This is a genomic window from Nostocoides sp. (genome assembly GCF_037045025.1).
Lineage (GTDB): Bacteria > Actinomycetota > Actinomycetes > Actinomycetales > Dermatophilaceae > Nostocoides_A.
Genome location: NZ_JBAOHM010000019.1, coordinates 62,289 through 73,968, shown reverse-complemented (window position 1 = coordinate 73,968; position 11,680 = coordinate 62,289). Strand labels below are relative to the sequence as shown.

General features: G+C 68.3%; 9 protein-coding genes. 6 read left to right on the top strand and 3 right to left on the bottom strand.

Going from position 1 to position 11,680, the window contains the following annotated elements; translation table 11 throughout:
- Positions 1–133 precede the first annotated feature (133 nt).
- On the top strand, positions 134–5,071 hold the full coding sequence (gene dnaE, locus V9G19_RS27435; protein ID WP_462288551.1) for a DNA polymerase III subunit alpha: 4,938 nt from the start codon (positions 134–136) through the stop codon (positions 5,069–5,071).
- Positions 5,072–5,076: 5 nt separating this feature from the next.
- Complete coding sequence (locus V9G19_RS27430) at positions 5,077–5,262, top strand: hypothetical protein (protein ID WP_462288550.1); 186 nt, start codon at positions 5,077–5,079, stop codon at positions 5,260–5,262.
- Here the strand turns inward: V9G19_RS27430 and V9G19_RS27425 are convergent.
- The gene (locus V9G19_RS27425; RefSeq protein WP_462288549.1) at positions 5,249–5,614 is read right to left on the bottom strand and encodes a universal stress protein; all 366 of its coding nucleotides are present in this window, start codon (positions 5,612–5,614) and stop codon (positions 5,249–5,251) included. The two genes, V9G19_RS27430 and V9G19_RS27425, sit on opposite strands and share 14 nt — an antisense overlap.
- A 69-nt stretch (positions 5,615–5,683) precedes the next feature.
- Here V9G19_RS27425 and V9G19_RS27420 point away from each other — a divergent pair, with 69 nt between their 5' ends.
- The 3 genes from V9G19_RS27420 to V9G19_RS27410 all read left to right on the top strand — a co-directional run bounded on the left by V9G19_RS27420 (position 5,684) and on the right by V9G19_RS27410 (position 9,630).
- Complete coding sequence (locus tag V9G19_RS27420) at positions 5,684–7,093, top strand: S9 family peptidase (RefSeq protein WP_462288548.1); 1,410 nt, start codon at positions 5,684–5,686, stop codon at positions 7,091–7,093.
- A complete protein-coding gene (locus V9G19_RS27415; protein ID WP_462288547.1) occupies positions 7,042–7,812 on the top strand; it encodes a prolyl oligopeptidase family serine peptidase in 771 nt (256 codons plus the stop codon). The genes V9G19_RS27420 and V9G19_RS27415 overlap by 52 nt, the downstream gene beginning before the upstream one ends.
- Positions 7,813–7,911: 99 nt before the next feature.
- A complete protein-coding gene (locus tag V9G19_RS27410) occupies positions 7,912–9,630 on the top strand; it encodes a bifunctional metallophosphatase/5'-nucleotidase (RefSeq protein WP_462288546.1) in 1,719 nt (572 codons plus the stop codon).
- Between the two features lie 113 nt (positions 9,631–9,743).
- Here V9G19_RS27410 and V9G19_RS27405 read toward each other — a convergent pair whose 3' ends face one another.
- A complete protein-coding gene (locus V9G19_RS27405) occupies positions 9,744–10,220 on the bottom strand; it encodes a zinc-binding dehydrogenase (RefSeq protein WP_462288545.1) in 477 nt (158 codons plus the stop codon).
- Positions 10,192–10,833, bottom strand: coding sequence for an alcohol dehydrogenase catalytic domain-containing protein (locus V9G19_RS27400; protein WP_462288544.1), 642 nt, complete (start codon positions 10,831–10,833; stop codon positions 10,192–10,194). Before V9G19_RS27400 ends, V9G19_RS27405 begins: the two co-directional genes overlap by 29 nt.
- 73 nt (positions 10,834–10,906) lie before the next feature.
- Between V9G19_RS27400 and V9G19_RS27395 the strand changes: the two genes are divergently transcribed.
- Positions 10,907–11,680 (top strand): 4'-phosphopantetheinyl transferase family protein, encoded by a 774-nt coding sequence (locus tag V9G19_RS27395; protein ID WP_462288543.1) that lies wholly within the window; start codon positions 10,907–10,909, stop codon positions 11,678–11,680.

Below are 11,680 nucleotides of genomic sequence, written 5' to 3'. Positions count from 1 at the left end.
TTCCCACCAGTGACTCTAGCCCGCCCCGGCAGGAGTCAGCTCACTGAAGGGTGATCGATCGGCGCGACACGATCGAGTGGACCGGCCCGCTGTCGTTGGCGCGTCTTAGACTCGCCAAGTCATGCCAGACCCTGTGCCTTCGCTCGCCGCCGGCTCCGCTCGCGGAGAGTCCTTCGTGCATCTGCACGTGCACACCGAGTACTCCATGCTCGACGGTGCAGCTCGCATCGATGAGCTATTCGCGTCCGCGGCCGCCCAGGGGATGCCGGCGATCGCCACCACCGACCACGGCTATATCTACGGCGCCTACGAGTTCTGGGCCAAGGCCCGCAAATACGACATCAAGCCGATCATCGGGGTCGAGGCCTACATCACCCCGGGCACGGCGCGCGGCGACAAGACGCGGGTGAAGTTCGGCGACGGGGGCCGCGACGATGTCGGCGGCAATGGCGCCTACACCCACATGACCTTGTTGTCCCGCAACAACACCGGGATGCACAACCTGTTCCGGATGAGCTCGCTGGCCTCGCTCGAGGGGCACTATTACAAGCCGCGGATGGACCGGGAGTTGTTGTCCCGGTATGCCGAGGGGCTGATCGGGACCACCGGCTGCGTCGGCGGCGAGATCCAGACCCGGCTGCGCTTCGGTCACTACGACCAGGCTCGCCAGGCCGCCTCGGACCTGCGCGACATCTTCGGCCGGGAGCACTTCTATGCCGAGGTGATGGATCACGGCATACCGATCGAGCGGCAGACCAAGGCCGAGCTGCTGCGTCTGGCCAAGGACCTCGGACTGCCGCTGCTGGCGACCAACGACCTGCACTACACCAAACCCGACGACGCCCGCGGTCACGCGGCCTTGTTGTGCGTGCAGTCGGCCTCGACCCTGATGGACCCGGGCCGGTTCAAATTCGACGCGGAGAACTTCTATCTGCGCACCCCCGCCGAGATGCGCCAGCTGTTCCGGGAGCTTCCGGAGGCGTGCGACAACACCCTCGCTGTCGCCGAGCAATGCGAGGTCTCCTTCGTCGAGAAGGAAGGCCAGTACATGCCGCGCTTCCCCTGCCCGCCGGGGGAGGACGAGACGTCCTGGTTCGTCAAGGAGGTCGAAAAGGGACTGCAGGCGCGTTATCCGGATGGGGTGCCGGAGGCCTCGCGCAAGCAGGCGGCCTACGAGATCGACGTCATCGTCGGCAAGGGCTATCCCGGCTATTTCCTCGTCGTCGCCGACTTCATCAACTGGGCCAAGGACCATGGCATCCGGGTCGGTCCCGGCCGTGGCTCGGGCGCCGGGTCGATGTGCGCCTATGCGATGCGGATCACCGACCTGGACCCGCTCAAGCACGGCCTGATCTTCGAGCGCTTCCTCAATCCCGAGCGGCCCTCGATGCCCGACTTCGACGTCGACTTCGACGAGCGCCGCCGCGGCGAGGTGATCCGCTATGTGACGGACAAATACGGCGATGACCGCGTCGCCCAGATCGTCACCTACGGCACGATCAAGGCCAAGCAGGCGGTCAAGGATGCCGCCCGGGTTCTCGGGCACCCGTTCTCGATGGGGGACCGGCTGACCAAGGCGATGCCGGCCGACGTGATGGGCAAGGGCGTGCCGCTGAAGGGGATCTTCGACAAGGAGCACCCCCGGTATGCCGATGGGGCCGACTTCCGGGCCCTGCACGACGAGGACCCGGTGGTCCAGGAGATCGTCGCGACCGCCATCGGGTTGGAGGGGCTGAAGCGGCAGGCCGGGGTCCACGCGGCCGGCGTCATCATGTCGAGCGAACCGCTGACCGACCTGATCCCGATCATGAAGCGGGAGCAGGACGGGCAGATCATCACCCAGTTCGACTACCCGAGCTGTGAGCGGCTCGGGCTGGTCAAGATGGACTTCCTCGGCCTGCGCAATCTGACCATCCTCGATGACGCGATCGAGAACATCCGCGACAACCGCGGCGAGGAGATCGACCTCGACGCCCTGTCCGAGACCCTCGACGATCCGGCGACCTATCAGCTGCTCGCCCGCGGCGACACCCTCGGGGTCTTCCAGCTCGACGGCGGCGGCATGCGCACCCTGCTGAAGCTGATGCAGCCGGACAACTTCGAGGACATCTCCGCGGCGCTCGCGCTCTACCGTCCGGGTCCGATGGGCGTGGACGCCCACACCAATTTCGCGTTGCGCAAGAACGGCCGCCAGAAGGAGGTCCCGCTCGACCCGAAGCTGGACGGCCAATTGGAGGCGGCCATGATCGCCGCGCTCGAACCTATTCTTGGTACGACCTACGGACTGTGCGTTGCCGGGGATACCCCGATCGTCGACGCGGACACCGGCGAGCGTGTGCGCGTCGACGAATTGGAGGACCGCGTTCGCCGCGGGTTCCACACCTTCGGGGCCGACGAGTCGGGCCAGGTCGTCCGCCGCCGGGTCTCGTACTGGTGGCAGATGCCCGACAAGCCGATCCTCACGGTGAGCACCGCAGCCGGCAACACGTTGCGCCTCTCGGCCGACCACAAGGTCTTGACGCCGCGTGGCTGGGTGCCAGCGGGGGACTTGGTTCCCGGTGTCGATCGCATCGCGCGCCCCAGGACGGCGCAGGCGTTCATTCGACCGTCCGGCGTGTCCGGGGACGAGGCTGCCCTGCTGGGCTACCTGTTGTCTGACGGCTACATCACTTGTTACGAGAACACGTTCATCAGTTCGCAGCCGACGTTGCGCGCGGAGGTTTCGAGGCTCGCACTCGCCCTGTTCGACGACACCTATCCGGTCGAGGACTGCCTTGACCGGAGGGCTCCACGGGTCCGCTTCGCGGCGGCCCCGTCAGGTTGTGGCAAGGGAGGTAACCCCCGACGCGGCGTCTACTCGATGATAGGAATCAACCGGTGGCTGCGCGACCTCGGCTTCTCTGGCAAGGCCACCAGGGGACACAAGCTCATCCCCGAGGCGATCAAGCGAGCGGACATCGCTGCCCGGCGGCGCTTGATTGCCGCCCTCTGGGACGGCGATGGCTATGTTGGTCCAAAGCTCGCCTTCTACAAAACGATCAGTCACACCCTGGCTTTGGACATCGCTGAGGTCCTCTCCAGCCTCGGAGTTCCGGCCACGGTGCGCTGGGACTCGGCATATGAATCGGCTCGCTTCGGCCCGCAGAACGCGTGGACGGTCCACGTCTACGACGACCGGTTCTGGGAGACCATCGCGCCCCTGATGGTTCACCGCGGCAAGGTCACGGCTCGCGCGACCATTGTCCTCTCGTCGCACAGCCGGGGGCTGAACCGCGCACGGATGCTCGAACACGCCGGCGACGTGCTCCGCCGTGACCCGGGGCTGGCGACCCGGATGCGCAACAGCATGGGCTCCGGCCCGGCGAGCGTGGCCGGGCTGCATCGACACCTGTATCGCCGAGGGCCGGTCCCGGCCCCGGCAACCACGTTCGTCAAGGACGACGGTTCCGGACGGTATCCACTGAACGAGACCGCTCGCGGTTATCTGGCGGCGATGGGCACGACCGAAGACCACTTCTACGCCTCCTTCGACTGGACGGTCGTGGCCGACGTCACTCGAGGCGCGGCGGAGCCCGTCTTCGACATCACCGTCGAGGATGTCCATAACTTCATCTCCTCCGGACTGGTGCTCTCGAATTGCGTGTACCAGGAACAGGTGATGGAGCTGGCGCAGAAGCTTGCCGGCTATACCCTCGGCACCGCCGATTTGTTGCGCCGGGCGATGGGCAAGAAGAAGAAGGAGGTCATCGCCGCCGAGTTCGACACCTTCTCCGCCGGGATGCAGGCCAACGGCTTCTCGCTCGGGTCGGTCCAGGCGCTGTGGGAGGTGCTGGTCCCCTTCTCGGACTATGCGTTCAACAAGGCGCACACCGCGGCATACGGATTGGTCTCGTATTGGACTGGCTATCTCAAGGCGAACTATCCGGCCGAGTACATGGCGGCCCTGCTGACGTCGGTGCGGGACGACAAGGACAAGTCGGCGCTCTATCTCAACGAGTCGCGGCGCATGGGGATCACCGTGCTGCCGCCGAGCGTCAACGAATCCAAGGCGCCGTTCACGGCGGTCGGCACGGACATCCGCTTCGGCCTGGAGGCGATCCGCAATGTCGGGCGCAATGTCGTCGACGCTATCGTCTCTGCCCGGGAGGAGAAGGGCAAGTTCACCTCCTTCGACGACTTCTTGACCAAGGTGCCGGTCTCGGTGTGCAACAAGCGGACCATCGAGTCCCTCATCCGCGGCGGCGCCTTCGACGACCTCGGCTATGCCCGGGCCGGCCTGCTGCGCGAGCACGAGCACTATGTCGAGGCCTATGTCGATGCCAAGCGGCAGGAGGCGATGGGCCAGGATTCGCTGTTCGGATCCTTCGGCGATGCTGACGACGACGAGGCGCTGTCCGGAGTCAGCGGGTTGCCGCCGATCACCGCCCACGAGTGGGACAAGCGCACCAAGCTCGCGCACGAGCGGGACATGCTCGGCCTCTATGTCAGCGACCATCCGCTGCTCGGGATCGAGCATGTGCTCAGCCGCAACAGCGATACCGCGATCGCGGCGTTGATCGAGGACGACTCGCCTCATGAGGACGGTGCCGTGGTGACCGTCGCGGGATTGATCACCTCAATGGCGGTCAAACGCAACAAGCGCGGCGAGCCCTATGCGACGGTGACCGTGGAGGACTTAGGTGGTGCGGTCGAGATCATGTTCTTCACCAAGACCTATCTTGCCGCCGCCCAACTGTTGGCCATGGACGCCGTCTGCTCGGTCAAGGCGCGGGTGCGCCGGCGCGACGACGGCGTGCAACTCTCGGCGACGGAGCTGACCTTGCCCGAGCTGACCGAAGGACCGCGCGGACCCGTGGTGATCTCGATGGAGGTCACCCGCGCGACGACCCCGCGCATCGAGGAGCTGAAGACGGTGTTGACGTCGTATCCCGGGGCGACCGAGGTGCACCTCAAGCTGGTCCAGCCCGGCCGCTCGGTGCTGCTGCGCCTGGACGACCAGTTCCGGGTCGATGCCACCGAATCGCTGATCGGTGACCTGAAGGTGCTGCTCGGCGCCCGCGCGGTCAGCTGATTCCCGTGCCGGACTCAGAGATTGCGCTCGCTGGCGTGCCGGACAACCCGCGGTTGCGGGCGGCCGCCGAGAACGTGATCGAAGGGAGCCGGCCATTTCGGCCGCAACTGCACCCGGCTGCGCAGGCTCTGGCCGCGGCATACGCCCGCGACCTGGGAATTGCGCTGAGCGGCGTTCCTAGTCGGGTTTGACGGAGAGCACGGGCACGCGGGCGTCGAGGATGATCCGCTGCACATTGGCGCCGAGGACGAGTTTGCCCGAGGGCGAGGGTGCGCGGACGCCGAGGACGATCAGGTCGACCTCGAGCTGAGCGGCGACCTCGAGCAGATCGTCGGCCGGGCTGGGATCGTCGTTGATCCGGCCGAACCAGCGCTCGCCCTCCTCGGCGGCGATCGTCGGCGCGATGACCCGATCGGCGGAATCAGCGACGGCCTCGAGGTCGAAGACCACGGCCGGCTCGCCGTCGTCCGCCGCCAGCCGCCGGCCGTGACGCAACGCGGCGGCACCCGCCGCGGTGTTGGCATAGGCGATGAGCACGCTCATGGGGGGTGGGATCCTCTCTGGAGGCAATCGCCTCCGGGGTAGTCTATCTGGCTCGCATAGGGTGAGCCGGTGACCGGCATACCCGAAGCGCCCCGGCGCGAGTCCGTGCGCGCCCACCATGGCAGCAGCGTCAATGATCCCTTTGCCTGGATGAAGGACCGCGAGGACCCGGAGCTGATCGCCTATCTCGAGGCCGAGAACGCGTACGCCGACGAGCGCACCGCGCATCTGGAGCCGCTGCGGGAGAGCATCTTCACCGAAATCAAGACGCGCACCCAGGAGTCCGACCTGTCCGTCCCGGTCGGCGACGGCCCGTGGTGGTATTACTCGCGCACGATCGAGGGCCAGCAGTATGCCGTGCACGCCCGCTGCCCACGCGCGCCGGGTAGCTCCCGGCCGGACATCGAGGCCGGCCTGCCCGTTCCCGGCGAGCAGGTGCTCCTCGACGGCAATGCCGCGGCCGCCGGGCACGAGTATTTCAGCATCGGGGCCTTGACCGTCAGCGCGGATCACCGGCTGCTCGCCGCCGGCCTCGATGTCACCGGCGACGAACGCTTCGACCTGACGGTCACGGACATCGTGACCGGGGACGTGCTCGACAACGCCGTGACCGGCGTCGGCTACGGCGTCGAGTTCGACGCGAGCGGGCGCCACCTCTTCTATGTCCAGGTCGATGACGCCTGGCGTCCGCACCAGGTGTGGCGGCACGAGGTCGGCACACTCCGCGAGCGCGACGTCTTGGTCTATCAAGAGGACGACGAACGCTTCTGGATGGGGCTTGGCGCCTCCCGCGATGACCGCTTCCTGATGATCGGGGTCGGCTCCAAGACGACCAGCGAGACTTGGCTGTTGCCCAGCGACGACCCGGCCGGCGACTGGCGGTGTGTCGCCCCGCGCGTCGAGGGCGTGGAGTACGACGTGGAGGTCGACGGCGACCGGCTGCTCATCGTGCATAACGGCGACAATCCCGAGGCCGACCTGGCCTGGGCGCCGCTGGAGTCGACCTCGGCGGCGGACTGGCGGCCGGTGATGCGCTCCGCGCCCGGGGAGCGCTTCCTCGACGTCGAGGCCTTCGATGCCTTTGCCGTCCTGGCGATGCGATCCGGCGGGCTCCCTGCCCTACGGGTGCTGCCGCGTGACCCAGCGGCCGGGGCCGGCGGCGGCTTCGCGGAGCCGCTCGACTGGCCCGTGACCGGGGAACTGACCGTCGCGATGCTGGCCGACAACCCGGAGACGCGCGGCCACGACGCTGACCGTGGTGGAGGAGAGCTATCTGACCCCGCGCTCGACCTTCTGACGTCGACCCGCTCACCGGCGAGCGGGTCCTGCTCAAGCGTCAGCCCGTCCTCGGCGGATATGACCAGGACGCGTATGCCGAATCCCGGGAGTGGGTCGCCGCGGCCGACGGGTCGCAGATCCCGGTCTCGGTGGTCCGCCGTGCGGATATCGCGCCCGACGGCAGCGCCCCGGCGCTGCTGACCGGCTATGGCGCCTACGAGATCGCCAGCGACCCCTATTTCTCCGTGGCCCGGCTCAGCCTGCTTGACCGTGGCGTGGTCTATGTCGTCGCCCACGTCCGCGGTGGCGGGGAGATGGGACGCGGGTGGTATGAGCAGGGCAAGCTCGACCGCAAGGCGAACACGTTCACCGACTTCGTCGCGGTCGCCGATGCCGTCCGCGGCCGCTGGGCTGATCCGCTGCGGCTGGCCTGCGAGGGCGGGTCGGCCGGGGGCCTGCTCATCGGTGCCGCGGTCAATCTGGCTCCGGACCGGTTCTTGGTGGCCCACGCCAAGGTGCCTTTCGTCGACGCGCTCACCTCGATGCTCGACCCCGAGCTGCCGCTGACGGCGGGGGAGTGGGAGGAGTGGGGCAATCCGCTGGCCGACGCTGCGGCATACCAGACGATGGCGGCCTATTCCCCCTACGAGAATGTGACCGCGCAGGAGTATCCGGCGATCGTGGCGACGACCTCCTTGAACGACACCCGGGTGCTGGTCACCGAGCCGGCGAAATGGGTTGCGAAGCTGCGAACCCTGGCGACCAACGACCCGGTGACCCGGCCGATCCTGTTGCGCACCGAGATGGCCGCCGGTCACGGCGGGCGCAGCGGCCGCTACGACGCGTGGCGCGAGATCGCGTGGGACTGGGCGGTCCTCCTCGACCAGTTGGGTGTCGGCTCGACATCTGCCGTTCATTGATGAAAGCCCCGCCAATCCTGGTTTCCGGCCCGTTCACGAGGTAGCGTCCCACGCGGCAGGCGATGGGTTTCGCCGGCCCCACATGGGAGGAAGTAAACAGTGAGAAGGAAATACACCGCCGCCGCCGGCGTGGGCGCCGTCGCGGCGCTCACCGCGGCGCTGAGCACCACACCGGCCGCGACGGCCGAGTCTGGGGAGACCGACCGGCCCATCCGGGTGCAGATGTTGTCGTTCAACGACTACCACGGGCACATGGAGGCCACCGACCCGCCGCTGGCCAGCGATCCGGCCCATACGCCGGTCGGCGGGGTCGAGTATCTCTCGGCCAAACTGAACCAGCTCCGCACCAAGGTGCCGGCGAGCAATAGCGTCACGGTCGCCGCCGGTGACCTGATCGGCGGTTCGACCTTCCTGTCCGGGATGTTCCACGACGAGCCGAGCGTCGAATCGCTCAACACGCTCGGGCTGGATGTCTCCAGCGTCGGCAACCACGAGTTCGACGAGGGCACCCGGGAGTTGCGGCGCATGCAATACGGCGGCTGCCACCCGGTCGACGGGTGCTACTTCCCCAGCCAGCCGTATGCCGGCGCGGACTACCAGTACCTGGCCGCGAATGTGCTCCGGAAGGTCGACAGCAAACCGTTCCTGCCGGCGACGACCGTCCGGACGGTGGGCGGGGTCAAGATCGGCTTCATCGGGATCACTCTGCGGGCCACGCCGACGCTCGTGGACCCGGCGGGCGTGAAGTCGGTCAACTTCAAGGACGAGGTCTGGGCGGCCAACAACGCCGCGATCAAGCTGGCGCGCGCCGGCGTCAAGGCCGTCGTCCTGCTCATCCACGAAGGTGGCTACCAGACCGGCGACTACACCAGCTGCACCGACGCCTCCGGACCGATCCTGGACATCGCCTCGCGGGTCAACCCGGCGATCGACGCCGTCGTGTCCGGCCACACCCACCAGCCGTATGTGTGCACGATCACCGACCCGCTGGGCCGCCCGCGGTTGCTCACGTCGGCGGCGTCCTACGGTCAGCTGGTGACCGAGACGTACTTCTCGGTGAGCAGCACCACCAAGGACGTCATCCGCTCGTCGTTCACCAGCCAGAATGTCCTCGTCGACCGCACCACGGCCGACCCAGCCGAGACCCAGGTCCTCGACAAGTGGCGCGCGCTCGCCGGCCCGCTGGCCGGGCGGGTCGTTGGCACCGTCGCGCAGGACGTGACCGGCGACTCCAGCGGTAACCGCGGGATCGAGACGCCGATGGCCGACCTGATGGCCGACGTCATCAAGTGGGGCACCCAAAGCGGCGGCAGCCAGATCGCCTTCATGAACGTCGGTGGCGTGCGGGCATCCTTCCTCGTCAACCAGATCAGCAATGGCGAGCAGCCCGGGGAGATCACCTACACCGAGGCCTACAACACCAGCCCATTCGGCAACCTGCTCGTCACCCTCGACCTGACCGGCGCGCAGATCAAGACCGTCCTGGAGCAGCAGTATCAGCCGGTTCCGGACCGGGGCTCGCGCCCGATGCTCGCGCTGGGTGTCTCCGACGGCTTCACCTACACCTGGGATGCCAGCCAGCCGCAGGGTTCGCGCGTCGTCCCCGGCTCGATGAAGCTCAACGGGACCCCGATCGACATGGGCACGAAGTACCGGATCGGCACGCTGAACTTCCTCGCCAATGGCGGTGACCTGTTCACCGAGTTCAAGAACGGCACCAACCTGCTCGGCGGCAAGGAAGACCTCGCCAACCTGGTCGACTACCTCGGCACGCACCCGGGGCTGACCCCGCCCCCGGACCGGGTGGGCGGTCTCTGACCGATCGCCGTGTGGCCGGTCGCTGACCAGTTCCCCACGGACGACGAGGGGCTCCCGCCAGGCGGGAGCCCCTCGCGCATTCTCGCCCCCCGTGCGCCGCAGCCCAGGGCAGGTCAGCCGGCCAACGCCGGCACCATGACGATCTTGTGCACATCGGGGTCACCGGTCCGCAGCGCATCCAGCGCGGCGCCATACTCCTCCAAGGGGAAGCGGTGGGTGATCAATCCATCGGTTCGGATGCGGCCACCTCGCAGGGCGGCCACGGCGGCCGGGACGGTGTCGATCTCGGCGAACGACCCGCGAATCGTCAGCTCGCGGCGGAAGACGTCGTAAGGGGAGACGGCGACGCGGGCGTCCTCATGGGCCACGCCATACCACAGGATGCTCGCGCCGGAACGGGCCAGGTCCATCGCGGCCTCCTGGACGGTGGCGACCCCGGTGGCGTCGACGACGTAGTCGTAGCCGATCCCGCCGGTGCGGTCCATCAGGGCGGCAATGTCCTCGCGCAGCCGGCCACGCTCCATCCGATAGGTCGCGTCGATCCCGAGCTCGACGGCGCGGTCAAGTTGCCGGGGCGCGATCGAGGCCACGGTGACGCTGGCGGGGCCGGAATGCGCAAGCAACTGCGCCAGCAGCAGGCCGGTGGGGCCGCTGCCGAGGACGATCGCGCTGGTCCCCGGCCGGGGGCCGAGAACCTCGATCCCGTGGACCGCGCACGCGGCCGGGCTCGGCGAGCACCGCCGCATCGGGATCCAACCCCTCGGCCGAGAAGGCCTGCGCCGCCGGGACGACGAGATACTCGGCGAAACCGCCGGGTTTGAGGGTGCCGAAGCCCCCGAACCGGGGGCAGTGCAGCGGGCGGCCCGAGAGGCAATCACGGCAGCGGCCACAGGTCATGTTCGGGTTGATCACCACCTGCTCGCCGGGGTGGAAGCCGTCCACGCCGTCGCCGAGCGCGTCCACGACGCCGACGGTCTCGTGGCCCGGTGTCAGCGGGTAGCTGGTGATGAAGCCCCCCTCGTGCAGATGCAGGTCGGTCCCGCATACCCCCGCCTGGGTCACCTTGACCCGGATCTCGCCCGGTGTCGGCTGGGGCAGCGGCTGCTGCTTGACCGCGAACTCGAACGGACGGTCGTACACGATGGCGCGCATCATCGACACGGCATACCTCCAACTGATCGGCTCCGGCTCAGCATTGTCCATCCCGCACCACGTGGGGGAGCGGCCTACCCTGGATGAGACGACCGGATGACAGACCCAAGCAAGAGGAGCTGCCATGTCCCAGATGCGCTGGTTCTCGTGCGGGGAGGACGCCGTTCCCCCGGGGGAGGCGTGGCTAGTGGCGCGCGAACGGGAGCGGCTCGCGCGGATGCGGTTCACCAAGCGGCGCAGCGAATACCTCCTGCGTCGATGCGCGGGGAAGCGGGCGATAGCCGCCGCGCTCGACCTAGCGCCCGAGGCGGCGACGCTCGGGCGGATCGCCATGCTCAATGCGCCTGGGGGAGCGCCCTACGCCGAGGTGGACGGGGCTCCCGCCGGCTTCGACGTCTCCTTGACCGACCGAGCCGGCCAGGCGGTTGCGCTCCTCGGGGAGCCGGGATCGATGCCGTCCGGCAGCCTCGGCATCGATCTGGAGATCGTCGAGACGCGCAGCGCCGGGTTCGTCGCCGACTTCCTCACCCCGCCCGAGCAGCAGTGGGTCTATGCCGAACGCGAGCGCGCCGGGGTCGACGGGTGGGACGCCGCGGCCAACCTGATCTGGTCGGCCAAGGAGGCGGCGTTGAAGGTGTTGCGCGTCGGGCTGCGCGCCGACACCCGCAGCGTCGTGGTCAGCGTGCACCCGGTCGACCGCGAGGATGGCTGGGGCCGGCTGGCCATCGCCGCCGCCGGCGGCGCCACCTTCCCCGGCTGGTGGCGCCGCGACGGTGCCTTCCTGCTCACGATGGCCACCCGATTGCCCGTCGACCCGCCGGGCCTGCTGCCCGGCAGCGCCGACCTCGCCGGCGCCGTGCCGGTCCATTCCTGGTTGGCCAACCCGCTCCACCATTGA

What these genes read in the sequence shown, in the direction of transcription:
- V9G19_RS27425 (WP_462288549.1), bottom strand. Translation starts at nt 5,614, where the DNA reads ATGAGCGTGCTCATCGCCTATGCCAACACCGCGGCGGGTGCCGCCGCG.
- V9G19_RS27400 (WP_462288544.1), bottom strand. Translation starts at nt 10,833, where the DNA reads ATGGACAATGCTGAGCCGGAGCCGATCAGTTGGAGGTATGCCGTGTCG.
- V9G19_RS27395 (WP_462288543.1), top strand. Translation starts at nt 10,907, where the DNA reads ATGTCCCAGATGCGCTGGTTCTCGTGCGGGGAGGACGCCGTTCCCCCG.